Consider the following 26166-nt stretch of genomic DNA (forward strand, 5'->3'; position numbering starts at 1 on the left):
TCGCTGGCAAGCCAGCTCCCACAGTTTTCGTGGTGTTCACACAATCCGGGCACAACGCAAATCATATGGGAGCTGGCTTGCCAGCGATGAATCCACCTCGGTACCCCTGAAAAAACGCGCAAAAAAAACGGAGCCACCAAGGCTCCGTTTTTTCATGCAACCAACCCGATATCAGGCCAGTTTCTTGTGACGTACCCGGTGTGGCTGGGCCGCTGCTTCGCCGAGGCGTTTTTTGCGGTCAGCTTCGTACTCGGTGTAGTTACCTTCGAAGAAGATCGCTTGCGAGTCGTCTTCGTACGCCAGGATGTGGGTCGCGACGCGGTCAAGGAACCACCGATCGTGAGAGATCACAATGGCAGCGCCCGGGAAGTCCAGCAGGGCTTCTTCCAGCGAACGCAGGGTTTCCACGTCGAGGTCGTTGGACGGTTCGTCGAGCAGCAGGACGTTGCCACCCTCCTTCAGGGTCAGCGCCAGGTGCAAGCGGCCGCGCTCACCACCGGACAGGTCCTTGACGAACTTCTGCTGATCGCCGCCCTTGAAGTTGAAGCGACCGACGTAGGTGCGCGACGGGATCTCGTAGTTGCCGATGCGGATCTGATCCGAACCATCGGAAATCTGCTGGAACACAGTCTTGCTGCCGTCGAGGTCTTCGCGGCTCTGATCCACACAGGCGAGCTGCACGGTTTCGCCGACTTCGATGCTGCCCGAGTCTGGCGTTTCCTTGCCCATCAGCATGCGGAACAGGGTCGATTTACCGGCGCCGTTACCGCCGATCACGCCAACGATGGCGCCTTTAGGCATGGAGAACGACAGGTTGTCGATCAACACGCGATCGCCGTAGCCCTTGGTGACGTTCTTGAACTCGATGACCTTGTCGCCCAGGCGCGGACCGGCCGGGATGTAGATCTCGTTGGTTTCCGAACGCTTCTGGAATTCCTGCGATTGCATTTCTTCGAAGCGTTGCAGACGAGCCTTGGATTTCGACTGGCGGGCCTTGGCGCCTTTGCGCACCCACTCCAGTTCTTCCTTCATGGCTTTTTCATGCGCCGACTGCTGCTTGGATTCAGCGGCCAGACGATCGGACTTGGCTTCCAGCCAACCAGAGTAGTTGCCTTCGTACGGAATACCGGCGCCGCGGTCGAGCTCCAGGATCCAGCCAGCGACGTTGTCGAGGAAGTACCGGTCGTGCGTGATCGCGACCACGGTGCCCGGGAAGTCGTGCAGGAAGTGCTCCAGCCAGGCAACGGAATCAGCGTCCAGGTGGTTGGTTGGTTCGTCGAGCAGCAGCATGTCCGGAGCGGACAGCAGCAGACGGCACAGGGCCACACGACGCTTCTCACCACCGGAGAGGAATTCGACCTTGGCGTCCCACGCCGGCAGACGCAGTGCGTCGGCGGCGACTTCCAGTTGACGATCCAGGTTGTGACCGTCGCTGGCTTGCAGGATCGCTTCGAGCTTGGCCTGTTCGGCAGCCAGTTTGTCGAAGTCGGCATCTTCTTCAGCGTAAGCCGCGTAGACCTCGTCCAGGCGCGCCTGGGCGTTCTTGATCACGCTGACCGCTTCCTCGACCACTTCACGCACGGTCTTGGTCGGGTCAAGTTGCGGCTCTTGCGGCAGATAGCCGATGTTCAGGTCCGGCATCGGACGCGCTTCGCCCTCAAACTCGGTATCGACGCCAGCCATGATTTTCAGCAGCGTGGATTTACCCGAACCGTTGAGGCCGAGCACGCCGATCTTGGCGCCCGGGAAGAACGACAGAGAAATGTTTTTCAGGATTTCCCGCTTCGGCGGAACAACTTTGCCCAGCCGATGCATGGTGAATACGTATTGAGCCATGGAGAACCTTGGGTCAGTGACAGATGAATGATGGAGCGCAGGCGAAGCCCGGCCAGACCGTGCGCGTCGTTCACTTGATGGTCATCAATGCGTGCGCGCTGAAAAAGTCTGATTCTAGGAGCTGGAACGCTCCCGCGTAACCGGCAAAGCTACCTTAATGACCGGTGGCAGTCCAGCCGAGCGGGGCTGGCACTTCGCCACAACTCAAGGCATGCTAGCCGCCCTTTGGGCGTCCGGCTTATAGTGCACGTCGCGCCAGTCCAGCCAGACCGCAGGATTACAGCTTGTCGAATGTCACGCCGCCCGTTTCCGTGAGCGCACCTCAGCCTGCGAATGGCTCGCCCCTGCGCGGAACATTAAAGGGCGCACTGGCGACATTGGTCCTGTTGTTGCTGGCCCTGCTGTTCTGGCAGTTGCTCGATCAACTGCGCGAAACCGAGAAAAATCAGCGTCAGTACACCATCGACTACACCGCCGACCTCGCCGCGCAAGTCAGCCTGAACATGGCGCTGAACGCGCAGATCGCCCTGAATCTGCTGCCGATCCTCGAACAACCGCAAACCGCCGACGAACAACAGGCTCTGCTGCGCAAACTGCAGCAATCGCTGCCGGATCTGCGCAGCCTGGCGTTACTAACGCCCTCCGGCAAAGTCCTCAGCGACAGCGACGCGAACAGCCACGATGCCGATTACCTCAGCGAACTGGTAAGGCGCAGTCGCGCACAGGCGCATTACTTCAGCAACGCCGACGACGGCTCAGAGGTGCATCTGTTGCTGCATCAGGCCAGCGGCAGTTCGCGCGGTTACTGGGCGCTGCGCCTGACCCCGACGTTCTTTGCTTCGCTGACCAAGCAAGCGGAAACCGGTATCCGTCCGCTGTGGCTGGTGGAAAACCGCATCAACCATCAGATCATCAGCCGCGACGAAGGCCTGCCATCGGCCAAGACCAGTACGCTGACCCCGGACGACATGGCCAACAGCGTGCTGACCGTACCACTGAGCAGCAGCGACTGGCAGTTGCGTGGTCTGTTCGACCGCCAGCATGTGCTCGAACAATTGCTGCCGGCGTTCATCGGCAAATGCCTGCTCGGTCTGGCGTTCTCGCTGCTGCCATTCATCGCACTGCTGAACATGCGCCGCCGTCAGCGTCAGCTGCATGAAGGTCGGCGGCGTTATCAGGACATTTTCGATGGCACCGGCGTCGCGCTGTGCGTGCTCGACCTGTCGGGGCTCAAGCAGGCGTTCGACAAGGCGCAGTTGCAGACCAGCGACCAGCTCAAGGCCTGGCTCGATCAGCCGCAACAGCGCCAGCAATTGCTCCAGGAACTGCGCATCACCGAGGTCAATCAGGTGGCGTTGCAACTGCTCAACGTCAATTCCTGCGACCACGCCTGGCAACTGCTGATCGACGGCCAGCCGCACAGCCAGTGTGCAATCGGCAATCAAGTGCTCGACGCGGTACTCCAGCAGCAAAAGCAGCTGGAACTGGAAATAAAACTGCCGGACATCAACGGTCGCGACCAGCATCTGTGGCTGGTGCTGCGCCTGCCGCAAGAGCGTCACGATTACCGCGCGGTGATCCTCAGCATCAACGACATCACCAGCCGCAAGCTGATAGAACTGTCGCTGCTGGAGCGCGAAGGCTTCTGGTCGGACGTCGTGCGCACCGTGCCGGATCATCTGTATGTGCAGGACGTGATCAGCCAGCGGATGATTTTCAGCAACCACCACCTTGGCCAGACGCTCGGTTACAACCGTACCGAACTGCATCAGATGGGCGAGTACTTCTGGGAAATCCTCCTGCACCCGGAAGACGCCGATTACTACCATCGCTCGCGCCAGATGCAGCGTCACGCCGGTTACAGCCAGTTGCTGCAATGTCAGTTGCGCTTCCGCCATCGCGACGGCGAGTGGCGACGTTTCGACATTCGTGAACAGGCACTGGCTCGCGACAAGCAGGATCAGGTCACGCGCATCATCGGTGTGGCCAAGGATATCACCGAGCAGATCGAGGCCAGCGAATCGCTGCGCGACAGCGAGCAGCGCTACCGCATGCTCGCGGAAAGTATCAGCGACGTGATTTTCTCCACTGACAGCAAGCTCTCGCTGAACTACGTCAGCCCTTCGGTGCAAGCGGTGCTGGGTTATGACGTCGAGTGGATTTTCCAGAACGGCTGGCAATCGACCATCGCCAACCCGCAGCAACTGAGCGGCATCTATCAGCTGATGGATCGCGTCAGCAAGGCGCTGGACAAACCGGAGCAACTGGCGCTGTTGCGCGATCAGGTTCAGACCCAACTGTTCCTGTTCGATTGCCTCAAGGCCGATGGCCGCAAGATCCCGATCGAACTGCGTCTGGTATTAGTGTGGGATGAACAAGGTGCGTTCGAAGGCGTGCTCGGTGTCGGCCGCGACATCAGCCAGCAGCGCCGCGCCGAGAAAGATCTACGCATGGCCGCCACGGTTTTCGAGCATTCGACTTCGGCGATCCTGATCACCGATCCGGCCGGTTACATCGTGCAGGCCAACGAAGCCTTCAGTCGGGTCAGCGGCTACGCGGTCAGCGAAGTGCTCGACCAGTTGCCAAACATGCTCACCGTCGACGAGCAGCAGGACGCACATCTGCGCTACGTGCTCAAACAATTGCACCAACACAGCACCTGGGAAGGTGAAGTCTGGCTCAAGCGGCGAAACGGCGAGCATTACCCGGCCTGGGTCGGCATTACCGCAGTGCTCGACGACGAGGGCGATCTGGCCAGTTACGTGTGCTTCTTCAGCGACATCAGCGAGCGCAAGGCCAGCGAACAACGCATCCACCGCCTCGCCTATTACGACGCGCTGACGCATTTGCCCAACCGCACGCTGTTCCAGGATCGTCTGCACACGGCGCTGCAATCGGCCGAACGGCAGAAGTCGTGGGTGGTGCTGATGTTCCTCGACCTTGACCGCTTCAAGCCGATCAACGACTCCCTCGGCCACGCCGCCGGCGACCGCATGCTCAAGGAAATGGCCACACGCCTGCTCGGTTGCGTCGACGATGACGACACCGTGGCGCGCATGGGCGGCGATGAATTCACGCTGCTGCTGCAACATCGCGCCAGCCGCGAACTGGCGCTGAACCGCGCGATCCATGTGGCCGAGCAGATTCTCGCGAGCCTGGTGAAACCGTTCGTGCTGGAGGGCCGCGAATTCTTCGTCACCGCGAGTATCGGCATCGCCTTGAGTCCGCAGGATGGCAACGAACTCAGCCAGTTGATGAAGAACGCCGACACCGCGATGTACCACGCCAAGGAGCGCGGCAAAAACAACTTCCAGTTCTATCAGGCCGATATGAACGCAAGTGCCCTCGAACGTCTGGAACTGGAAAGCGACTTGCGCCATGCCTTGGAACAGGACGAATTTGTGCTGTATTACCAGCCACAATTCAGCGGCGACGGCAAACGCCTGACCGGCGCCGAAGCTCTGCTGCGCTGGCGTCATCCGCGTCGTGGACTGGTGCCACCGGGGGATTTCATTCCGGTACTCGAAGAGCTCGGTCTGGTGGTCGACGTCGGCGACTGGGTGATCAGCGAAGCCTGCCGGCAACTGAAGACCTGGCACCAGAATCGCGTACGCGTGCCGAAGGTCTCGGTGAACATCTCGGCGCGGCAGTTCTCCGACGGCCAGCTCGGCACGCGGATCGCCACGATCTTGCGCGAAACCGGGTTGCCACCGGCGTGTCTGGAACTGGAACTGACCGAAAGTATCCTGATGCGCGAAGTCAGCGAGGCGATGCAGATTCTCGCCGGCCTGAAAAATCTCGGCCTGAGCATTGCGGTCGATGACTTTGGCACCGGTTATTCATCGCTGAACTACCTGAAGCAATTCCCGATCGACGTGCTGAAAATCGACCGGACTTTCGTTGATGGCCTGCCGTCTGGCGAACAGGATGCGCAGATTGCCCGGGCGATCATCGCCATGGCGCACAGCCTGAATCTGGCGGTAATCGCCGAGGGCGTGGAAACCCATGAGCAGCTGGATTTCCTGCGCGAGCACGGTTGCGATGAGGTGCAGGGTTATCTGTTCGGACGGCCGATGCCGGCGAGCCGGTTCGAGGCGCAGTTCAGTAATGATGCGTTGTTCATGTTTGACTGAGATTTTGCGGTGCTGCCATCGCCAGCAGGCTGGCTCCCACAGTTGGAACTGGGTACATCTGTTAGAGACTGGTCGGCTATTAGGCCGCCATCGCTGGCAAGCCAGCTCCCACAGTGACGGTGTTCACCATTAGGCCGAGTGTCAGCTCGCCTGCTTTTGACGTTGATCCACCGGCCCGTCGGCAGGCGGAGTGGAGGGATTGATCCGGGGGTGGGAGCGCAGCGACCGTTTGGCGCAGCCAAACACATCGAGAGGAGGTGCAGCGAAGCAAACCGGAGGCGATGCGCCCGGATCAATCCCGCAGCGAAGGAACCCGAGCCTAGGCGAGGGCCGAACGTCAGGGTAAAGCCTTTTGGGTTACCTTTTCGGCGTTTGGAAAAGGTGACCCGCCGTCAGGGCGGAACCCTAAGCGGCCGTTACCGCAGCAACGGATATGTACCCAGCCAGAAACAACCCCACCGCCTGAAAAACAGCCATCGCCAGCAGGCTGTCTCCCACAGGGATTGATGTCAATCAGTGAATCTGCGGACTATCGCGATTACTGTAGGAGCTGCCGAAGGCTGCGAGCTCTCTGCCCAGCACTGATACCTCTTATCCGGTCATGAAAGCCACTTGTCTGCGACATGATGTCCTTTCATATGCCTTCCAAAACCCATTGGGTTAGAATGCCCCCCTTTTCTGCCCCCGATCCTTGAGGACCGCCATGTTCAGCCGTGATTTGACTATTGCCAAGTACGACGCCGATCTTTTTGCCGCCATGGAGCAAGAAGCTCAGCGTCAGGAAGAACACATTGAGCTGATCGCTTCGGAAAACTACACCAGCCCAGCGGTGATGGAGGCTCAAGGCTCGGTTCTGACCAACAAATACGCCGAAGGCTACCCGGGCAAGCGCTACTACGGTGGTTGCGAATACGTCGACATCGTTGAGCAGCTGGCCATCGACCGCGCCAAAGAACTGTTCGGCGCTGATTACGCCAACGTTCAGCCACACGCCGGTTCGCAAGCCAACAGCGCCGTTTACCTGGCTCTGCTGTCGGCCGGTGACACCATCCTGGGCATGAGCCTGGCCCACGGCGGTCACCTGACCCACGGTGCCAGCGTTTCCTCCTCCGGCAAGCTGTACAACGCCGTGCAGTACGGCATCGACGCCAACGGCCTGATCGACTACGACGAAGTCGAGCGTCTGGCGGTTGAGCACAAGCCGAAAATGATCGTGGCCGGTTTCTCTGCCTACTCGCAGATCCTCGACTTCCCGCGCTTCCGCGAAATCGCTGACAAGGTTGGCGCGTACCTGTTCGTCGACATGGCTCACGTGGCCGGTCTGGTTGCCGCTGGCGTTTACCCGAACCCGGTACCTTTCGCTGACGTCGTGACCACCACCACCCACAAGACCCTGCGCGGTCCACGTGGCGGTTTGATCCTGGCTCGCGCCAACGCCGACATCGAGAAGAAACTCAACTCCGCCGTATTCCCGGGCGCCCAGGGTGGCCCGCTGGAGCACGTGATCGCCGCCAAAGCGATCTGCTTCAAGGAAGCGTTGCAGCCTGAGTTCAAGACTTACCAGCAACAAGTGGTGAAAAACGCCCAGGCGATGGCCAGCGTATTCATCGAGCGCGGTTTCGACGTGGTTTCCGGCGGTACTGAAAACCACCTGTTCCTGCTGTCGCTGATCAAGCAGGAAATCTCCGGTAAAGATGCTGACGCCGCTCTGGGCAAAGCTTTCATCACCGTGAACAAGAACTCTGTGCCTAACGATCCACGTTCGCCGTTCGTCACCTCCGGCCTGCGCTTCGGCACCCCGGCTGTGACCACTCGTGGCTTCAAGGAAGCAGAGTGCAAAGAGCTGGCCGGCTGGATCTGCGACATCCTGGCTGACCTGAATAACGAAGCGGTGATCGACGCCGTTCGTGAGAAAGTCAAAGCCATCTGCAAGAAACTGCCGGTATACGGCGCTTGATGCGACGTTAAATCCGCAGCATGAAACCGGCCAGTGATGGCCGGTTTTTTTTCGCCTGTCGAAAGCCACTGGTCAGACCGGTCATGCCAATTTCATTATTTTCACTTGTCATCCGAAAAAAACCGAGCGTAGACTGCACCCGCACTGGACATACCGGTAAGACCACAATAATTAAGTCCTGAATCTGATACGCGCAGCGTACGGCAACCAGGACACCGACCAGGATTCCTCCCATGCTCAGATGGTGCTCGCGTTCAATCTTCCTTCAAGTGGTTCTCGGACTGGTGCTCGGCATCGTCTGCGGGCTGACCCTTCCTGAATACTCGGCCCAGCTCAAACCGCTTGGCGACGGGTTCATCAAACTGATCAAGATGCTCATCGGCCTGATCGTGTTCTGCGTGGTGGTCAGCGGCATCAGCGGCGCGGGCGATCTGAAGAAGGTCGGGCGCATTGGCCTCAAATCGGTGATCTACTTTGAAGTGTTGACCACCATCGCGCTGGTGATCGGCCTGGTATTCGCCTTCACCACCGGGATCGGCAGCGGCGCGAATATCCATCTGGAGCAACTGTCAGTTGCGGACATGGGCGACATCGCCCAGCGCGGCCAGCACATGCATACCACGACGCAATTTCTGATGGACCTGATTCCGACCTCGGTGATCGGCGCCTTTGCCGACAACAACATTCTGCAAGTGCTGCTGTTCTCGGTGCTGTTCGGCAGCGCACTGAATCTGGTCGGCGAAGCCGCTTCGGGGATTTCGCGGCTGATCAACGAATTGAGCCATGTGATCTTCCGCATCATGGGCATGATCGTGCGTCTGGCGCCGATTGGCGTATTCGGCGCCATCGCCTTCACCACCAGCAAATATGGCCTCGACTCGCTGCAACATCTGGGCAGTCTGGTCGGCTTGTTCTACTTGACCTGCGTGGCGTTCGTGTCGTTGATCCTCGGTCTGGTCATGCGCCTGTCCGGGTTGCGCATGTGGCCGCTGCTCAAGTACCTGCGTGAGGAATTGCTGATCGTGATGGGCACCGCGTCCTCCGATGCCGTGCTGCCACAAATCATGCGCAAACTCGAACATCTCGGCATCGGCAGCTCGACGGTCGGCCTGGTAATTCCTACCGGTTACTCGTTCAACCTCGACGGTTTTTCGATCTACCTGACGCTGGCCATCGTGTTTATCGCCAACGCCACCGGCACCCCGCTGGCGATGACCGATCTGCTGACGATTCTACTGGTGTCGCTGATCACCTCGAAAGGCGCGCACGGCATTCCCGGTTCGGCGTTGGTGATTCTCGCCGCGACGCTGACGGCGATTCCGGCAATCCCGGTGGTCGGTCTGGTGTTGGTATTGGCAGTGGACTGGTTCATGGGCATCGGCCGCGCGCTGACCAATCTGATCGGCAACTGCGTCGCTACGGTGGCCATCGCCCGTTGGGAAAAAGACATTGATGTGCAACGGGCGAACAAGGTGCTCGACGGACAGCACGGCTATACCTTTCAACCGAGAAAACCGGCCGGGCAAGCGGCCGCCAAAGAATTTTGAATGAATACCGTGCCTGTATAAAAGCAGGCACGGCTCATGGAGCAAACACGTGATCAGCACTTCAACAGTCGTCAACTCAGTCGTAGAAAAACTCCGCGCCGCATTGGCCCGTGGTCAATGGCGCTCCGGCGAAATGCTGCCGGGCCAGCGCGAACTGGCCGAACAACTGGGCATCAGCCGCCCGAGCCTGCGCGAAGCGGTGATCGTGCTGGAGACCCTTGGCCTGGTCCGCTCAATGCCGGGCAAAGGCGTGGTCGTACTCGACGCGCAACTCAATGACAGCCAAAGCCACAACAGCGCAGTGGCCGGGGCCAGCCTCGAAGACGTGCTGCAACTGCGCTATACGCTGGAGCCGTTTATCGTCGGGCTGGTCGCGCAGTCGATCAGCAGCAAGGAAGTCGGGCAATTGCGCCTGACCCTGATGGACATGCGCGAAGCCCTTGAAGCCGGCGACAGCGAGGCGGGAGTCAGCGCTTACATCGCCTTTCACGAAGAACTGTTCACCCTGACCTCGAACCCGATTTTCCAGAGCGTGGTGCAGCAGACCAGCAACGCCCTCAAGCAAAGCGCCGAGGTGTTGCGTAATTCACCTGAGCATCTGGCCGAGCGGCTGGAAGAAAACGAAGCCGTGGTACGCGCAATCCGCAGTAAGAACAGCGCGCAGGCCAGCGCCGAAATGCGCCGGCACATCTTGCGTGAAGGCCAGCGGATGGGCATCGAACTGAACATCCCGGACGACAACCTCGGTAGCTGAACCCGCCATGCACTGGAGACAGGCCATGAACAGTCTTGCCACACCGTTGCACGATCGCCGGAACTCGGCTGCCCTGCCCTTCTCTCGTTTTGATGCACCGGCGGATGATCTGTATCCACGGCTGTTTGATGCGATTCTCGAACAGCGGATTGATCCGGCGAGCCGCTTTACTGAAGACAGCCTGAAGCAGATGTTCGGGGTCAGCCGTGCGGATGTGCGCCGAGTGCTGACGCAGTTGGCGCATCAGCAGATCATCGTTTTGCGGGTCAATCATCGACCGAAAGTGGCCACGTTGGATCTGGAACACACGCGTCAGGCACTGCACGCACGCCGCCTGACCGAAAGCACGCTGGTGCGGCTGGCCTGCCAGCATGCGCGGCCCGAGGGTTTGCAACGCCTGCGAGCGCTGATCGAGCGCGAGCGCGCGGCGGTGGAACAGGATCGCCGGGGCGCGGCGATTCGCTTGTCCGGGGAGTTTCATCTGCGCTTGGCGCAAATGGCGGGGAATGCACCGTTAGCGCATTTTCTCTCGACGTTGGTGCCGCTGACCTCACTGGCGATTGCGCGCTCAGCTGAAAGTACGCACGGCTGTTGCGCGTGGCAGGAACATTTGGCGATTGTCGAGGCGGTGGAGCGTAGGGATGCGGCGAGAGCTGGGATGCTGATGAATCAACATCTGGATCATCTTGAGCAGACTCTCCTGAGTTCATCCCTTGAGCATTGTGCCGTCGGTTAGATCGCCATCGCGGGCAAGCCCGCTCCCACAGTGATTGAGGGTGGACACAGATTAGGTGTTCAACCCAAAACCCTGTGGGAGCGGGCTTGCCCGCGATGGCGTCATCACTGACGCCGAAGAAACATCAGGCCGCAGCCACCTTGGCAAACCCCGCCCGAATTTTCTCTTCCGGCAAATCATCGGCAACAAACACAATCACACTTTCCCGCGCCTCACCCTCGGCCCATTCAGTGTCCCAGTCGAAACCATAGAGTTTCAACACCCCCTGAAACACCAACCGCCGATCCTCACCCGCAATGTTCAGCACGCCTTTGTAGCGCAGCAGTTGTTTGCCGTGCTCTTCCAGCAGCTCGTTCATGAACTCGCTGAGCTGATCGATATCCAGCGGCTGATCGGTGCGCAGCACCAGGCTGGAAATGCGGTCGATGGAAGGCGCTTTGCTCACCGGACGCAGACTCAGGCCGCCGCCGAGATCGGCATTCAGGTTGAAGCCGCGCACATCCAGCAGCTCGGCCAGATCAATGCTGCCGTGTTCGACCACGCGGATCGGCGCGCGGCGGTTGATGCGAGTCAGGCGTTCGCTGAGCGCGGTAAACGTAGCCTCATCCACCAGATCGGTTTTGCTCACCAGCAGGCGGTCGGCGAAACCGATCTGTGCCTGGGCGATGGTCTGGGTCAGGTGTACATCGGCGTGGGCCGCATCGACCAGCGTGATGATGCCGTCGAGCAGGTAACGCTCGCGCAGCTCTTCATCGATGAAAAAGGTTTGCGCGACTGGCGCCGGATCGGCCAGCCCGGTGCACTCGATCACCAGGCGGTCGAAGGCGATTTCGCCGCTGTCCAGACGTTCGAGCAGCAGATAGAGCGCTTTGGTCAGATCGGTGTGAATGGTGCAGCACACGCAGCCATTGGCCAGGGTCATGACTTGCACCGGCTCATCACCGAGTAACTGGGTGTCGATGCCGGCGTCACTGAATTCGTTTTCGATCACGGCGATTTTCAGGCCGTGCTCGGCTTTGAGCAGGTGGCGTAACAATGTGGTCTTGCCGGCGCCGAGGAAACCGCTGAGCACCGTGACCGGGATGGGAGAGGACAAAACACGATCTCCTTTTAAAAACACAAAACAAATGTGGGAGCTAGCAGGCTAGCTCCCACAGGGGGATTGCATCGACTTCAGGCTGTCAGATCAACAGCACTTCGGCCCACCCTTGCCACCGTAGCGAGCTTCCTGACGTTCCCTGAAGAACATCTCGTAGCTCATCACCGGTTTGTCCGGGTGTTTGTTCTGCATATGCTCGACGTAGGTGTCGTAGTCGGGCATGCCGACCATCAGGCGCGCGGCCTGACCGAGGTATTTACCGAGGCGACTCAGGTCATTGAACATGCTGCAATCCTCTGGTTACGCATCCGGCAGCGCCTGGAATGGCGATTCTTTATCCGTACGCTCTTTTTTGCCCCAGGCGGCGATGCCGACTTTGAGCGCATAGAACAGGATGCTGAATACCACGAACAGGAACAGCGCGGTCAGCGTTGCGTTGGTGTAAGCGTTGAAGATCACGTGCTGCATCTGTTCTACGCTTTTTGCCGGAGCCAGCACCTGACCATTGGCCAGCGCATCGCTGTATTTCTTGGCCAGCGACAGGAAGCCGATCGCCGGGTTGGCGTCGAACAGCTTGATGAAGCCCGCAGTCGTGGTGCAGATCAGCAGCCAGGTGGCTGGCAGCAAGGTGACCCAAATGTAGCGCTGGCGCTTCATTTTGATCAGGACCACGGTGGCGAGCATCAGCGCGATACCGGCCAGCATCTGGTTGGAGATACCGAACAGCGGCCACAAGGTATTGATACCGCCCAGTGGATCGATCACGCCCTGATACAGCAACCAGCCCCACATCGCCACACAACCGGCGGTGGCGATCAGGTTGGCGGTCCAGGATTCAGTACGTTTGAGGGCCGGAACGAAGGAGCCGAGCAGATCCTGCAGCATGAAACGTCCGGCACGGGTACCGGCGTCTACTGCGGTGAGGATGAACAGCGCTTCGAACAGGATCGCGAAGTGGTACCAGAACGCCATGGTGTTTTCACCCGGCAGGACACTGTGCAGGATCTGCGCGATACCGACCGCCAGCGTCGGCGCACCACCGGCACGCGCCAGAATGGTGGTTTCGCCGATGTCGTGCGCCACGGCTTGCAACGCCTCAGGCGTGATCGCGAAGCCCCAACTGCTGACCACTTGTGCAACCGACACCACATCACTGCCGACGACTGCCGCCGGGCTGTTCATGGCGAAGTACACGCCTGGCTCGATCACCGAGGCGGCGACCATGGCCATGATCGCTACGAACGACTCCATCAACATGCCGCCGTAACCGATGTAACGGGCGTTGGTTTCGTTATCCAGCAGCTTCGGCGTGGTGCCGGAGGAGATCAGTGCATGGAAACCCGAGACCGCACCGCAAGCGATGGTGATGAACAGGAACGGGAACAGACCGCCCTTCCACACCGGCCCGGTGCCGTCGACGAACTGGGTCAGCGCGGGCATTTTCAGCTCGGGCATGGTTACCAGGATGCCGATCGCCAGAGCGATGATGGTACCGATCTTGAGGAACGTGGAGAGGTAGTCGCGCGGCGCCAGAATCAGCCACACCGGCAACGAAGCGGCAACAAAACCGTAGCCAACCAGCATCCAGGTAATCTGCACACCGGTGAAGGTGAACGCCTTGGCCCACACCGGATCGGCAGCAATCTGCCCGCCAAGCCAGATCGAACCCAGCAGCAGCAACACGCCGACCACCGAGATCTCGCCAATGCGGCCCGGACGGATGTAGCGCATGTAAATGCCCATGAACATCGCGATCGGGATGGTCGCCATCACCGTAAAGATGCCCCACGGACTTTCGGCCAGAGCTTTGACCACGATCAGCGCCAGCACCGCAAGGATGATGATCATGATCAGGAAGCAGCCAAACAGCGCGATGGTGCCGGGCACACGGCCCATTTCTTCACGCACCATGTCGCCCAAGGAGCGGCCATTGCGCCGGGTCGACATGAACAGCACCATGAAGTCCTGCACCGCACCCGCCAGCACCACGCCGGCAATCAGCCACAGCGTACCGGGCAGATAGCCCATTTGCGCAGCCAGTACCGGGCCGACCAAAGGCCCTGCGCCGGCAATTGCCGCGAAGTGGTGACCGAACAGAATGTGTTTGTTGGTCGGAACGTAGTCCAGACCGTCGTTGTTGAGCACGGCGGGGGTGGCCCGACGCGGATCGAGTTGCATCACATGGTTAGCGATGAACAGACTGTAATAGCGGTACGCAACCAGATAAATGGCCACCGCGGCGACCACAATCCACAAGGCGTTGATCGCCTCGCCTCGGCGCAATGCCACTACGCCCAGGGCGCACGCTCCTACGATTGCCAGCAGCAGCCAGGGTAAGTGGCGTAGCAGGCTATTATTATTTTTCATTTTTTTATTCCAGCCAGGGTGGACAAGAAAGACAGCCATCCCGAGTTTAGCGCTACTGGCGCCAAAGGCCATACCCCGACATTGGTCTAGACGGTTCAAAGGTTGGTCTATAGTCAGCAGACCTTCGTGAGGATAGCGCCATGAGCGAGCACCCAGCAGAGCGTCGCCGCTTCAAACGTATCGCGTTCGATGCCCGGACCGAATTGAGTCAGGGTGAATTCATCTGGCCGGTCAAGCTGATCGACCTGTCGCTCAAGGGGCTGTTGATCGAGAAGCCCGAGCCATGGCTGGGCAATCCGGATTGGCATTTTCTGGTCGACATCCATCTCAACGACGAGGTCGGAATCAAGATGGACGTGCTGCTGACCCACGATGACCATGGTCAGCTCGGCTTCGTCTGCAAGCACATCAGCCTCGAATCGATTGAACGCCTGCGGCGCGTGATCGAGTTCAATCTGGGCGATCCGCAGGAGCTCGAGCGGGAATTGGGCGCATTGATCCAGCTGTAGCGCGGCGTTACTCGAACAACGAGTCCAGCGCCTGCTCCAGACGGGTCACGGCGATGATCGTCAGACCCGGCGGCGCTTCTTTCGGTGCGTTGCCCTTGGGCACGATGGCGCGTTTGAAGCCGTGTTTCGCGGCTTCTTTCAAACGCTCCTGACCGCTCGGCACCGGACGCACTTCGCCGGACAGGCCGACCTCGCCGAAGACCAGCAGATCGTGCGGCAACGGCCGGTTACGCAGGCTCGACATCACCGCTGCCATCAATGCCAGGTCGGAGGCGGTTTCCAGCACCTTGACCCCGCCGACCACGTTGAGAAACACGTCCTGATCGTGAGTCGGAATCCCGCCGTGGCGATGCAGCACCGCCAGCAACATCGCCAGACGATTTTGATCCAGGCCCAAGGTGACTCGGCGCGGATTGGCCAGATGACTGTCATCGACCAACGCCTGCACTTCGACCAGCATCGGCCGCGTGCCTTCCCACGTCGCCATCACCACGCTGCCCGGGACTTCTTCCTGAGCGCGTGTGAGAAAAATCGCCGAAGGGTTGGAGACTTCTTTCAGGCCCTTGTCGGTCATGCCGAACACGCCCAATTCATTGACCGCGCCGAAACGGTTCTTCACCGCGCGCAGCAAACGCAGGCGACCATCCGACTCGCCTTCGAAATACAGCACGGTGTCGACCATGTGTTCCAGCACGCGCGGCCCGGCCAAGGCGCCTTCCTTGGTGACGTGACCAACCAGGAAAATCGCTGTGCCGCTCTGCTTCGCGTAACGCACCAGCAACGCTGCGCTTTCGCGCACTTGCGACACGCCACCCGGTGCCGATTGCAGCTGCTCGGTGAAGATCGTCTGGATCGAGTCGATCACCATCACCTTGGGCTTTTCCAGGCGGGCGGTGGCGATGATGGTTTCGATGCAGGTTTCAGTCATGACGCGCAGTTTGTCCTGCGGCAACCCGAGACGACGGGCACGCATGGCGACTTGCTGCTGGGATTCTTCGCCGGTGACGTACAGCGCCGGCATGGTTTTGGCGAGATTGCACAGGGTCTGCAAGAGGATCGTCGATTTGCCGATGCCGGGGTCGCCGCCGATCAGCACCACCGAGCCGTCCACCAGTCCGCCGCCGAGTACCCGATCCAGCTCACTGGAGGCTGTGGAAAAACGCGGGATTTCTTCGACGCTGACTTCAGCCAGCGTCTTGATCTGCGCCTGCTGCCCGGTCCAACCGGTGCGCCCGCTCGGCGCTGCTGCGCCGCCACTCTCGACCATGGTTTCGGTCAGGGTATTCCAGGCGCCGCATTCGCCGCACTGGCCGGCCCACTTGGGAAAGGTTGCGCCGCACTCGGTGCAGCCGTACATGCGCTTGGCCTTGGCCATGAGAACCCCCGACAAAAACGCCGATGATAACGCAGCTGTCGTGGATCAGTGCGGCACAACTATGGACTTATGGATGAATCGGGGTCTGACTCAGACCCCGATTTTTCAGTCGACCAGTTTGGCTGCCAGCGCCTCGACGCGACTGAGATCACCTTTGGCGACCTTGGTCACACCGCTGCCGTATTCCGGATCGGCCTTATAAAGGAAGGACAGAATGATGTGCTTGCTCTCGTCATCGGCACCCGCCAGCGAGCCACCGAAGCTGTCGATCAGATCCTGACGTTCGCTTTTGCTTAGCGAGCGATACAGATCCCCGGCCTGTTTGAAGTTCTGCTCGCGCTGGATCTTCGCCTGCTGGGTGCTGCCTTGCAGCGCCGACTGACTGTAGCGGGCACTTTGCGTTTCTTCGCGCGGTTGCAGGCGACTTGGCTGGTAGTTCACGCCAGAGGTGCTGGCGCCAGCGTTCATCGCGCCATCCTGATTGCCATTGTTGACGGCGACTTTAGGCGCGTTGACTGGCAGTTGCAGCGCATTGGCACCCAGGCGATACATCTGCGTATCGGCGTACGAGAAGATCCGACCTTGCAATAACCGGTCTTCCGAAGGCTCGATACCTGGCACGACATTAGACGGCGCCATGGCAACTTGCTCGGTTTCCTGGAACACATTGGCTGGATTACGATTCAACACCATTTGTCCAACTTTACGTTCCGGGATACCCGGCCATATCTTGGTGGCGTCCAATGGATCGAAATCAAACTTGGACAAGTCTTGCGGTTTCATCGCCTGGATGTACAAGTCCCACTTAGGGAAATTGCCTTGGTTAATGTTCGTCACCAAGTCATTGGTCATATGGCTGTAATCTTTTCCTTGAACCTCTGAAACTTGTTTCGGAGTCAGGTTTTTAATTCCCTGCTGACTCTTCCAGTGAAACTTGACATAAGTGACTTCGCCTTTGGCGTTTATCAACTTATAGGCATGCACACTGTTGCCATCCATTTCCCGGTAACTGGCTGGCGTTCCCGAGTTGGAGTACAGCTCGGTCAAAGTGCGAGTGGCTTCCGGCACGTGGGAGAAGAAGTCAAAACGGCGCGAATCATCGTCGAGGTTAGTTCGCGGATCGGGTTTGAAGGCATGCACCATGTCCGGAAACTTGATCGCATCACGGATGAAGAACGTCGGGAAGTTGTTGCCAACCAGGTCCCAGTTGCCATCCGCGGTGTAGAACTTGGTGGCGAAGCCGCGCGGATCACGCAGGGCTTCCGGGGAGTGGTTGCCGTGTACAACGGCGGAAAAGCGCACGAACACTGGAGTGACCTGACCGACAGCGAATACCTTGGCTTTGCTCAGGTCGCTCAGGTCATTGGTTGCGGTGAAGCTGCCGTGGGCGCCAGTCCCGCGCGCGTGAACCACACGCTCGGGGATGCGTTCGCGGTCGAAGCGCTGCATTTTCTGGATCAGTTGCACATCTTGCAGCAGCACCGGGCCATTAGGGCCGGCGGTTTGCGAGTTCTGGTTATCACCGACGGCCGCACCATTATCGCGGGTCAGAGGTTCAGCGTTCACGGAGAAGGTCAGCAAGCTGGCGGCGAGCACGCCGAGCGTACGGCCGTAGGAGCAAGCTCCCAGCCCAAGAGTCGAGTTCATATCAGATTCCTCTGTTTTATTGAGCGCATCCAGGTGCGCCCAACAGAGGCTAGAGCTCACGCTCGCAGAACATAAATAGAAAGATCGAAACCCGACGATTGATAAAAATAGCTTCCAGATCAGCGCTTTACGGAGTATTTCGCGCGCGATTGCTGGCACTTTGCAAACTAATCGCGGATTGATGTGTCGATAAAAAGTGCTTTGTAAGAAGGTGTTGCGCGCAGGACGCGTTTTGCTGATTTACACTGCGCACACCAAACTCATCTGTAACAAGGAAATAACTATGGGCGTGCTTAGCGAGTTCAAGGCCTTCGCGGTCAAAGGCAATGTGGTCGACATGGCCGTCGGTATCATCATCGGTGCGGCGTTCGGCAAGATCGTTTCGTCGTTTGTCGGTGATGTGATCATGCCGCCAATCGGGCTGCTGATCGGCGGCGTCGACTTCAGCGATCTGGTCATCACACTCAAGGCGGCCCAGGGTGATATCCCTGCCGTGGTGATGGCATACGGCAAATTCCTGCAGACCGTGCTCGACTTCGTGATCGTCGCCTTCGCGATTTTCATGGGCGTGAAAGCCATCAATCGCCTCAAGCGCGAAGAAGCTGTGGCCCCGACTCTGCCACCGGTGCCGACCAAAGAAGAAGAACTGCTGGGTGAGATCCGTGATCTGCTCAAAGCGCAGAACACTCGACCTGGTGATCTGCAGTAATTGAAAACGGCGCCTGCGGGGCGCCGTTTTTTTTACCAGTAATTTTCTACCGCTACCTGTCCGGGTCGCCGGCTCAGGCTCAGATTCATGCCGCGCTGCTTGAGCAGCGCCCGGGTGTCATCGATCATCTGTGGATTGCCACAGAGCATCACCCGCGAATGCGCGGCGGTCAACTGCAACCCGGCAGTACGCTCCAGTTCGCCGTTCTCGAGCAGCGTAGTGATCCGCCCGTTCAGTGCACCGGGATGAAGCTCACGGGTAACCGTCGGGATGAATTGCAGTTTATGCGCATGTTCGGCCAGATAATCGCGCTGCGTCAGCTCGGCAATCAGTTGCAGATAGGCCAGTTCCCGCGCTTCGCGCACGCTGTACACCAAGACGATCCGCTCGAATTTTTCCCAGACTTCAAAATCCTGGAGAATCGACAGGAAGGGCGCGACCCCTGTGCCAGTGGACAACAACCACAGGTCGCGACCGTCGACGAAGCGATCCAGCGTCAGATAGCCGAAGGCCTGGCGCTCGACCAGCAAGGTATCGTCCACTTTCAACCGGCTCAGCTCGCTGGTGAACTCCCCGCCCGGAACCACGATGGAAAAAAACTCGAGAAACTCGTCGAAGGGTGAAGACACCATCGAATAGGCGCGCCACACGGTGCTGCCATCCTCTCGAGTTACGCCGAGGCGCGCGAACTGCCCTGCACGAAAGCGGAATCCCGGGTCGCGCGTGGTGCGCAAGGTGAACAGGCTCTCGGTTAGCGGTTGCACATCAAGCAGCGTCTGTTGAGTGAATTTCTCTGCACTGGCGGTCATTACGTCACTCCATCAACAATAAATGCAGTCTCGCGCACTGCCGGCCATTAAACCACCGACAAACAGTAGTGGCCTTTCACTAGCATCAAAAAATCTTTAACCATCCCGTACATAAGTTGTATTGAATGATTAGCTAAATATAACGACCGTCTGCACTAAGTTCCGATATTCCAGATTTCGATACTGTTCAAGAACAAAAAAGTTCAAACATTTTGTAGGAAGCATCCTACACTCGTCTTCGTGCCGGGCAATTGGATCCAAGCACGGCAACCCCGCGAGACAATCAGGAGATCTAATGAAATGGAACAATGGAAGGAGTTGCAGCTAAAGCAGCTGACCCGCGCGAAGGGAATCGATTCGCTCTATCCGATTCTGGCGACATTCGCGAAAAACATCGGCTTCAATTACTGCGGAGTTTCAGTCACTTCCCAACATCAGGATTCGTCGTTCAAGGCTTTTCATATCAATAACTTCCCTCTCGGATGGAACCGGCTGATTGACGACAGTTATTGCGAAAACAACCCGATAAGGGCGCATTGCAATCAATCCATGCTGCCCATCGTGTGGAGCCAGGAAGCTTTTTCGAAAACACCCCGCTTATGGGACGCGCTGCTGGACCAAGGCCTGCAATTTGGCTGGTCGCAGTCATTCCACCACGAGGAAAGCGGCCTGTGCTGCATGCTCAGCGTGGTGCGGCCCCACTGCGAGGTGAGCCAGATTGAACTGTACGAACACTTCGGATGCCTGTTCTACATTTCCAACCATCTGAGTGAGCTGTTTGCCCGTACCCTCCCTCCCCGGCCAGCGAAGATTCCCCAAGTGCGGTTGTCGAGGTGTGAAATCGAGATTCTGAAATTATGCGCGATCGGCAAAACCGCCTACGAAATCGGGATAATCACTGCCAAAGCCGAACGCACCGTGCAATATCACGTGGCGAACGTGATCCGCAAGCTGAACGTTTGCAACAAGATGTCCGCTGTGATGGCTGCCTCGAAAATGGGGGTTATCTAGTAGAGCCCGTGGCGAATCAGCGCAAAACGGCCGGGTAATGCGGGCCAAAAAAACGTAACATCTGCAACCTTCCTGAGTGATGGCGTGATCTTTTACGTCGCAGTCCACTCGGATGGTTCTGCCGCCCCAGAGGCTGCTGGACACCCGTTGATTATCCAGAGTCCCGCCCCATGCCTTTGCTAGATACACCCTTCGCCCAACTCGACCTGATCCGCCAGCCCGACCAGCAGAATGAACCGCTGCAAGCTTTCGATGCGGCCGATGAATACCTGCTCAACCATCTGGCCGAGCAACAGCCGGCGGCAGATACGCGGGTGCTGGTGCTCAATGATAGTTTCGGCGCTCTGGCCATCAGCCTGGCAGGCAAGGTTCAGGTGAGCAGCAGCGGCGACTCGTTTCTGGCCTTTCAGGGGCTGGAAAAGAACCTGCTGCGCAATGGCCATGCATTCGATGCCATACAAGGCATCGCAGCAAGCGAACCATTGAATGGCCCGTTCGACCGGGTGCTGATCCGCGTGCCGAAAACCCTGGCGCTGCTGGAAGAACAGCTGATTCGCCTGCAAGGGCAACTGGCACCCGGCGCGCAAGTGGTCGCGGCGGCGATGGTCAAGCATTTGCCGCGCGCCGCCGGTGATCTGCTGGAACGTTACATCGGCCCGGTACAAGCATCGCTGGCGGTGAAGAAGGCGCGATTGCTGATCGCCACACCTGAAGCCAAAGCGCCAGCCGTCTCGCCGTATCCGACCCGCTACAACCTCGACGAACCCGCGATCGAACTGCTCAATCACGCCAACGTGTTCTGTCGCGAAGGCCTGGATATCGGCACTCGCGCGTTTCTTCCGCATTTGCCGAAAAACCTTGGCGTCGCCCGAGTTGCCGATCTCGGTTGCGGCAATGGTGTGCTGGCCATCGCCAGTGCTCTGCAAAACCCGGACGCGCATTACACGCTGGTGGATGAGTCGTTCATGGCCGTGCAGTCCGCCGCCGAAAACTGGCGCGCAGCACTGGGTGAGCGTGAAGTGATCGTGCGTGCCGGGGACGGATTGGCCGGGCAAGAGCCGCAGTCGCTGGACGTGGTGCTGTGCAATCCGCCGTTCCATCAGCAACAGGTGGTCGGCGACTTTCTCGCCTGGCGGATGTTCCAGCAGGCCCGCGAGGCGCTGGTGGTCGGCGGTGCGCTGTACATTGTCGGCAACCGTCACCTGGGTTATCACACCAAACTGGCGCGGCTGTTCCGCGGTGTCGAGCAAGTGGCGACCACACCGAAATTCGTGATTCTCAAAGCGCGCAAATAGTCAGTGCAAAAAAAACCTCCAGACGGAGGTTTTTTTGCTTCAGTGCGTACTCAAGCCCGCGGCATTCATGAACATGCGCATCAGGCTCGCAACGATGAAAAGTGCGCCGACGCTGCCGACCCAGATCATCGCCAACCAGCCAAGCCGCTGCCACAGCGGCTTTTTTTCGGCTTCTTCAATGTCGTGCAGGGAATGTTTGCCGTTCATTTGCTTTGATCCTCAGTAGATCGATGGCGCCGCAACCGACGCCATCGCGGGCGAACCCGCTCCCACAATTCAACTCTAGTGATAACCGTCTTCGTGGGTGACCTTGCCGCGGAACACGTAGTAGCTCCAGAAGGTATAACCCAGGATGAACGGGATGATGAACAGCGTGCCGACCAGCATGAAGCCCTGGCTTTGCGGCGGTGCCGCGGCGTCCCAGATCGAGATCGACGGCGGCACGATATTCGGCCACAGGCTGATACCCAGTCCGCTGTAGCCAAGGAAGATCAGCACCAGCGTCAGCAGGAACGGCGTGTAGTTGGCATTACGCGCAACGGCACGGATCAAGCCATACATTGTCACCAGCACCAGGATCGGCACTGGCAGGAACCAGAACAGATTCGGCAGCGTGAACCAGCGCGCAGCGATGTCCGTGTGCGCCAGCGGCGTCCAGATACTCACTACACCGATCACCGCCAGCAGCACGAAGGCCAGTGGGCGCGCGAGGTTGTGCATCTGTTCCTGCAGCTTGCCCTCGGTTTTCATGATCAGCCAGGTGCAGCCGAGCAAGGCATACGCCACCACCAGTGCCGCGCCACAGAACAGGGTGAACGGCGTCAGCCAGTCCAGCGAGCCACCGGCGTATTGCCGATTGACCACTGGAAAGCCGTCGATGAACGCTCCGAGCGCCACCCCCTGAAAGAACGTTGCCGCCACCGAACCGCCGATGAACGCCTTGTCCCACAGATGACGCTTGTCGTCCTTGGCCTTGAAGCGGAACTCGAACGCCACTCCGCGAAAAATCAGCCCGATCAGCATGAAGATCAGCGGTAGGTACAACGCCGAGAGCACCACCGAATACGCTAGCGGGAATGCGCCAAACAACGCCGCGCCACCCAGTACCAGCCAGGTTTCGTTGCCGTCCCAGACCGGGGCGACGGTGTTCATCATTACGTCACGGTCGACTTTGCCCGGGATGAACGGGAAGAGAATCCCGATACCGAGGTCGAAGCCGTCCATGACCACGTACATCATGATGCCGAAGATGATGATCACGGCCCAGATCAGCGGAAGATCGATACCCATGATTCAAATCTCCTTGGTCAGGCTGCGGGTGTTGTCAGCCTCGGTGTCATCGTCGTCAGCAGCGGACAACGGACGCGCCGGGGTGCGTTGCTGGCCTGGACCACCGTCAGTGGTCTCCTTGCCTTCGTCGATCTTCGGCCCTTTGCGCACCAGACGCATCATGTAACCGAGACCGGCACCGAACAGCGCGAAGTACACCACCACAAACATGATCAGCGTGATGCTCATCTGCAAGAAGCTGTGATTGGAAGACGCATCCGCCGTGCGCATCAGCCCGTAGACCACCCACGGCTGACGACCGATTTCGGTAGTGAACCAGCCGGCGAGGATCGCGATCAGACCGGACGGCCCCATCCACAACGTCAGATACAGGAACGGTCGCGAGGTATACAGCTTGTCGCGTTTGCGCAGCCAGAGACTCCACAAACCGGTGAAGATCATCAGGAAGCCCAGGCCGACCATGATCCGGAACGACCAGAACACGATGGTCGAATTCGGCCGGTCTTCCGGCGGAAACTCCTTGAGCGCCGGGACTTGTTTGTCCAGCGAGTGCGTCAGGATCAGACTGCCGAGGTACGGAATTTCCACGGCAAACTTGGTGCGCTCTTCCTTCATGTCCGGCCAGCCGAACAGGATCAGCGGCGTCGGCTCGTCACCATGGTTTTCCCAGTGCCCTTCGATCGCGGCGATTTTCGCCGGCTGATGCTTGAGCGTGTTGAGTCCGTGGAAGTCACCGATCACTGCCTGGATCGGCGCGACGATCAGCGCCATCCACATCGCCATCGACAGCATCGTGCGAATCGCCGGATTGTCCTTGCCGCGCAGCAAGTGCCAGGCCGCCGACGAACCGACGAAGAACGCCGTCGCGACGAACGCTGCGGTGGCCATGTGGGCCAGACGGTACGGGAATGACGGGTTGAAGATGATCGCGAACCAGTCGGTCGGAATCACCTGACCGTTGACGATTTCGAAGCCCTGCGGCGTCTGCATCCAGCTGTTGGAGGCGAGAATCCAGAACGTCGAGATCAGCGTGCCGACGGCCACCATGACCGTGGCGAAGAAGTGCAGCTTGCGTCCGACCTTGTTCCAGCCAAACAGCATCACGCCGAGGAATCCGGCCTCAAGGAAGAATGCCGTGAGCACTTCATAGGTCAGCAGCGGCCCGGTCACGGAACCGGCAAAGTCCGAGAAGCGGCTCCAGTTGGTGCCGAACTGATAGGCCATGACCAGACCGGAGACCACGCCCATGCCGAAGTTGACGGCAAAGATCTTCGACCAGAAATGGTAGAGGTCGCGGTAGGTGTCGTTGTGCGTCTTCAGCCACAACCCCTCGAGCACTGCCAGGTAACTCGCCAGGCCGATGGTGATGGCCGGGAACAGGATGTGGAACGAGATGGTGAATGCGAACTGAATTCGGGCGAGATCTAGTGCCTCTAAACCGAACATAAGTCTTCCTCTGTCAGGTAATACCGGCTGCAAGGCTTGTGGCCTGCACCCACTGCCCCCACGGATATGGAGTGCGGCGAATTTGTATTCGTTCTTTTTTTTACAGGCATCGCAACGCAGGGAGTCTGGCCATTTGGCCGCCGGATCAATTCCGTTAAGGGCCTTGATCTGGATCAATCAACGTTGAAAGAGTAGTCCCATTTTTGCCGACGGTTGCTGTGGTCGTTTGCCGCGTGACAGGTTGCCTCAGCGCTGCGGCAATGCTCTGCAATACATTGTCGTGAGGGATTGCCGTGGGAGCGCCGGAATATCGGTGTCTAGCTAACTAAATTTTTCCGCCTAGCAACTTCTCGTTACATTCTGGTGATAATCTCGGGAATCTCCTCGCTCAAGAACCGCCCTCAGATGCCCAGCCAAGAGCCTTTGCTGCTACGTCACCATCGTCCGTTCCTGGCGTTCTGGATGGCCCGCGTTTTTACTGCCAGCGGTTTTCAAATGCTGACGGTGGCGATCGGTTGGAATCTCTACCAACTGACCGGCAACGTGCTCGATCTGGGACTGGTGGGACTGGTGGAGTTTGCCCCGCGCGTGCTGTTCATGCTGCACACCGGGCATGTGGCCGACCGCTATGACCGACGCAGGGTCGCGGCGATTTGCCAGTCGTTGCAGGCATTGATCGCCCTGGCGTTGGCAATTGGCAGTGCTACTGATCATGTCACGCGGGAAATGATCTTCATCCTCGCGTTTCTGCTTGGCGCCGCGCGTTCGTTTGAAATGCCGACCACCCAAGCCCTGTTGCCGAGCATCGTGCCCACGGCGCTGTTTCCACGAGCGGTCGCGGCGGCGCAGTCCGCGCAGCAATCAGCAACCATCGTCGCGCCGGCCCTCGGCGGTTTGCTCTATGCGTTCGGCAGCGTCTGGGTCTACGGGCCGACCGTCATTCTGTATGTAATCGCCTGCACCCTGATGCTCAACCTGCCCGCGCGGCAGACGCCGCTGAATAAAGGCAAAGCCACGCTGGATTCCTTGCTGGCCGGGATTCGCTTCATCCGCAGCCGACCGGACATCCTCGGGGCAATTTCGCTGGATCTGTTCGCAGTGCTGCTCGGCGGCGCCACGGCGCTGTTGCCGGTGTTCGCCAAAGACATTCTGTTGACCGGGCCGTGGGGCCTGGGCCTGCTGCGCTCGGCACCAGCGGTCGGCGCGTTGCTGATGTCACTGTATCTGGCGCGATTTGCGGTGGAACGCAACGTTGGCCGGGTGATGTTTACCGCAGTCGGCATATTCGGCGTCGCGACCATTGCCTTCGGTCTGTCGACTTCGTTCTGGTTCTCGCTGGCGGTGCTGGTGGTGCTCGGCGCGGCGGACATGATCAGCATGGTCATCCGCGCCTCCTTCGTTCAACTGGAAACCCCGGACGAAATGCGTGGCCGCGTCAGCGCGGTCAACGGCCTGTTCATCGGCGCCTCGAACCAGTTGGGCGAATTCGAATCCGGCGTCACCGCTCACTGGTTCGGCACTGTGCCGGCGGTGGTCATGGGCGGGATCGGCACGCTGCTGGTGACGGGGACATGGATCAAACTGTTCCCGACCCTGGCCAACCGCGACCGGATGCATGTGCTGGTGGAAGAGGTGAAGGTCTGAAC

At 59.1% G+C, this 26166-nt stretch carries 20 protein-coding genes; 10 read left to right on the top strand and 10 right to left on the bottom strand.

All coding sequences use genetic code 11. From position 1 onward, the window contains the following. Positions 1–171: 171 nt before the first annotated feature. A complete protein-coding gene (gene ettA, locus ACP7EE_RS14040) occupies positions 172–1836 on the bottom strand; it encodes an energy-dependent translational throttle protein EttA (RefSeq protein WP_187679258.1) in 1665 nt (554 codons plus the stop codon). 284 nt (positions 1837–2120) lie between these two features. On the opposite strand from ettA, the gene ACP7EE_RS14045 reads away from it, so the two are divergent. From ACP7EE_RS14045 to ACP7EE_RS14065, 5 genes are all read left to right on the top strand, one after another. Then, positions 2121–5969, top strand: a complete 3849-nt coding sequence (locus ACP7EE_RS14045) for a sensor domain-containing protein (RefSeq protein ID WP_426204575.1) — start codon at positions 2121–2123, stop codon at positions 5967–5969. Between the two features lie 703 nt (positions 5970–6672). After that, positions 6673–7926, top strand: a complete 1254-nt coding sequence (glyA, locus tag ACP7EE_RS14050; RefSeq protein WP_426234942.1) for a serine hydroxymethyltransferase — start codon at positions 6673–6675, stop codon at positions 7924–7926. A gap of 233 nt (positions 7927–8159) precedes the next feature. After that, entirely contained in the window at positions 8160–9473 is a 1314-nt protein-coding gene (locus ACP7EE_RS14055) for a C4-dicarboxylate transporter DctA (protein ID WP_426234943.1), read from the top strand. Positions 9474–9522: 49 nt separating this feature from the next. Next, on the top strand, positions 9523–10227 hold the full coding sequence (locus ACP7EE_RS14060) for a FadR/GntR family transcriptional regulator (protein WP_426234944.1): 705 nt from the start codon (positions 9523–9525) through the stop codon (positions 10225–10227). A 25-nt stretch (positions 10228–10252) separates the two neighbouring features. Continuing rightward, on the top strand, positions 10253–10963 hold the full coding sequence (locus tag ACP7EE_RS14065) for a GntR family transcriptional regulator (protein ID WP_426234945.1): 711 nt from the start codon (positions 10253–10255) through the stop codon (positions 10961–10963). 124 nt (positions 10964–11087) lie between these two features. Here ACP7EE_RS14065 and yjiA read toward each other — a convergent pair whose 3' ends face one another. The 3 genes from yjiA to ACP7EE_RS14080 form a co-directional block, all read right to left on the bottom strand. Beyond that, on the bottom strand, positions 11088–12059 hold the full coding sequence (gene yjiA / locus ACP7EE_RS14070) for a GTPase (protein ID WP_426234946.1): 972 nt from the start codon (positions 12057–12059) through the stop codon (positions 11088–11090). Between the two features lie 90 nt (positions 12060–12149). Next, complete coding sequence (locus ACP7EE_RS14075; protein WP_042561171.1) at positions 12150–12347, bottom strand: YbdD/YjiX family protein; 198 nt, start codon at positions 12345–12347, stop codon at positions 12150–12152. Positions 12348–12362: 15 nt separating this feature from the next. Next, a complete protein-coding gene (locus ACP7EE_RS14080; RefSeq protein ID WP_426234947.1) occupies positions 12363–14429 on the bottom strand; it encodes a carbon starvation CstA family protein in 2067 nt (688 codons plus the stop codon). 140 nt (positions 14430–14569) lie between these two features. Between ACP7EE_RS14080 and ACP7EE_RS14085 the strand changes: the two genes are divergently transcribed. Then, positions 14570–14938 (top strand): PilZ domain-containing protein, encoded by a 369-nt coding sequence (locus ACP7EE_RS14085; RefSeq protein WP_426204581.1) that lies wholly within the window; start codon positions 14570–14572, stop codon positions 14936–14938. Between the two features lie 7 nt (positions 14939–14945). Here the strand turns inward: ACP7EE_RS14085 and radA are convergent, their stop codons facing one another. Further along, entirely contained in the window at positions 14946–16313 is a 1368-nt protein-coding gene (gene radA / locus ACP7EE_RS14090; protein WP_420648470.1) for a DNA repair protein RadA, read from the bottom strand. A gap of 105 nt (positions 16314–16418) precedes the next feature. Beyond that, positions 16419–17960 carry a catalase gene (locus ACP7EE_RS14095; protein ID WP_426234948.1) on the bottom strand — a complete coding sequence of 514 codons (1542 nt, stop codon included), beginning with the start codon at positions 17958–17960 and terminating at the stop codon, positions 16419–16421. A gap of 283 nt (positions 17961–18243) precedes the next feature. On the opposite strand from ACP7EE_RS14095, the gene mscL reads away from it, so the two are divergent. Next, positions 18244–18669, top strand: a complete 426-nt coding sequence (gene mscL / locus ACP7EE_RS14100; RefSeq protein WP_426204585.1) for a large-conductance mechanosensitive channel protein MscL — start codon at positions 18244–18246, stop codon at positions 18667–18669. A 32-nt stretch (positions 18670–18701) separates the two neighbouring features. Here mscL and ACP7EE_RS14105 read toward each other — a convergent pair whose 3' ends face one another. Continuing rightward, on the bottom strand, positions 18702–19478 hold the full coding sequence (locus tag ACP7EE_RS14105) for a ferredoxin--NADP reductase (RefSeq protein WP_426234949.1): 777 nt from the start codon (positions 19476–19478) through the stop codon (positions 18702–18704). 300 nt (positions 19479–19778) lie between these two features. Between ACP7EE_RS14105 and ACP7EE_RS14110 the strand changes: the two genes are divergently transcribed. Together ACP7EE_RS14110 and ACP7EE_RS14115 are read left to right on the top strand one after the other, a co-directional pair. Beyond that, positions 19779–20489 carry a helix-turn-helix transcriptional regulator gene (locus tag ACP7EE_RS14110; RefSeq protein ID WP_426234950.1) on the top strand — a complete coding sequence of 237 codons (711 nt, stop codon included), beginning with the start codon at positions 19779–19781 and terminating at the stop codon, positions 20487–20489. A 170-nt stretch (positions 20490–20659) separates the two neighbouring features. After that, on the top strand, positions 20660–21784 hold the full coding sequence (locus ACP7EE_RS14115) for a methyltransferase (RefSeq protein WP_426234951.1): 1125 nt from the start codon (positions 20660–20662) through the stop codon (positions 21782–21784). A 39-nt stretch (positions 21785–21823) separates the two neighbouring features. Here the strand turns inward: ACP7EE_RS14115 and ACP7EE_RS14120 are convergent, their stop codons facing one another. The 3 genes from ACP7EE_RS14120 to ACP7EE_RS14130 form a co-directional block, all read right to left on the bottom strand. Continuing rightward, complete coding sequence (locus ACP7EE_RS14120) at positions 21824–21991, bottom strand: DUF2474 domain-containing protein (RefSeq protein WP_420648476.1); 168 nt, start codon at positions 21989–21991, stop codon at positions 21824–21826. 75 nt (positions 21992–22066) lie between these two features. After that, a complete protein-coding gene (gene cydB, locus ACP7EE_RS14125; protein WP_420648477.1) occupies positions 22067–23074 on the bottom strand; it encodes a cytochrome d ubiquinol oxidase subunit II in 1008 nt (335 codons plus the stop codon). A gap of 3 nt (positions 23075–23077) precedes the next feature. Next, positions 23078–24520, bottom strand: coding sequence for a cytochrome ubiquinol oxidase subunit I (locus ACP7EE_RS14130; RefSeq protein WP_420648478.1), 1443 nt, complete (start codon positions 24518–24520; stop codon positions 23078–23080). 405 nt (positions 24521–24925) lie between these two features. On the opposite strand from ACP7EE_RS14130, the gene ACP7EE_RS14135 reads away from it, so the two are divergent. Next, positions 24926–26164 (top strand): MFS transporter, encoded by a 1239-nt coding sequence (locus tag ACP7EE_RS14135; protein ID WP_426234952.1) that lies wholly within the window; start codon positions 24926–24928, stop codon positions 26162–26164. Positions 26165–26166 lie beyond the last annotated feature (2 nt).

The sequence above is a fragment of the Pseudomonas sp. TWP3-2 genome, assembly GCF_049897765.1.
Classification (GTDB): domain Bacteria; phylum Pseudomonadota; class Gammaproteobacteria; order Pseudomonadales; family Pseudomonadaceae; genus Aquipseudomonas.

Coding starts and splice junctions, on each gene's coding strand:
- ettA (WP_187679258.1), bottom strand. CDS start 1,836: ATGGCTCAATACGTATTCACCATGCATCGGCTGGGCAAAGTTGTTCCG.
- glyA (WP_426234942.1), top strand. CDS start 6,673: ATGTTCAGCCGTGATTTGACTATTGCCAAGTACGACGCCGATCTTTTT.
- ACP7EE_RS14055 (WP_426234943.1), top strand. CDS start 8,160: ATGCTCAGATGGTGCTCGCGTTCAATCTTCCTTCAAGTGGTTCTCGGA.
- ACP7EE_RS14065 (WP_426234945.1), top strand. CDS start 10,253: ATGAACAGTCTTGCCACACCGTTGCACGATCGCCGGAACTCGGCTGCC.
- ACP7EE_RS14075 (WP_042561171.1), bottom strand. CDS start 12,347: ATGTTCAATGACCTGAGTCGCCTCGGTAAATACCTCGGTCAGGCCGCG.
- ACP7EE_RS14080 (WP_426234947.1), bottom strand. CDS start 14,429: ATGAAAAATAATAATAGCCTGCTACGCCACTTACCCTGGCTGCTGCTG.
- ACP7EE_RS14085 (WP_426204581.1), top strand. CDS start 14,570: ATGAGCGAGCACCCAGCAGAGCGTCGCCGCTTCAAACGTATCGCGTTC.
- radA (WP_420648470.1), bottom strand. CDS start 16,313: ATGGCCAAGGCCAAGCGCATGTACGGCTGCACCGAGTGCGGCGCAACC.
- ACP7EE_RS14095 (WP_426234948.1), bottom strand. CDS start 17,960: ATGAACTCGACTCTTGGGCTGGGAGCTTGCTCCTACGGCCGTACGCTC.
- mscL (WP_426204585.1), top strand. CDS start 18,244: ATGGGCGTGCTTAGCGAGTTCAAGGCCTTCGCGGTCAAAGGCAATGTG.
- ACP7EE_RS14105 (WP_426234949.1), bottom strand. CDS start 19,478: ATGACCGCCAGTGCAGAGAAATTCACTCAACAGACGCTGCTTGATGTG.
- ACP7EE_RS14110 (WP_426234950.1), top strand. CDS start 19,779: ATGGAACAATGGAAGGAGTTGCAGCTAAAGCAGCTGACCCGCGCGAAG.
- ACP7EE_RS14115 (WP_426234951.1), top strand. CDS start 20,660: ATGCCTTTGCTAGATACACCCTTCGCCCAACTCGACCTGATCCGCCAG.
- ACP7EE_RS14120 (WP_420648476.1), bottom strand. CDS start 21,991: ATGAACGGCAAACATTCCCTGCACGACATTGAAGAAGCCGAAAAAAAG.
- cydB (WP_420648477.1), bottom strand. CDS start 23,074: ATGGGTATCGATCTTCCGCTGATCTGGGCCGTGATCATCATCTTCGGC.
- ACP7EE_RS14130 (WP_420648478.1), bottom strand. CDS start 24,520: ATGTTCGGTTTAGAGGCACTAGATCTCGCCCGAATTCAGTTCGCATTC.
- ACP7EE_RS14135 (WP_426234952.1), top strand. CDS start 24,926: ATGCCCAGCCAAGAGCCTTTGCTGCTACGTCACCATCGTCCGTTCCTG.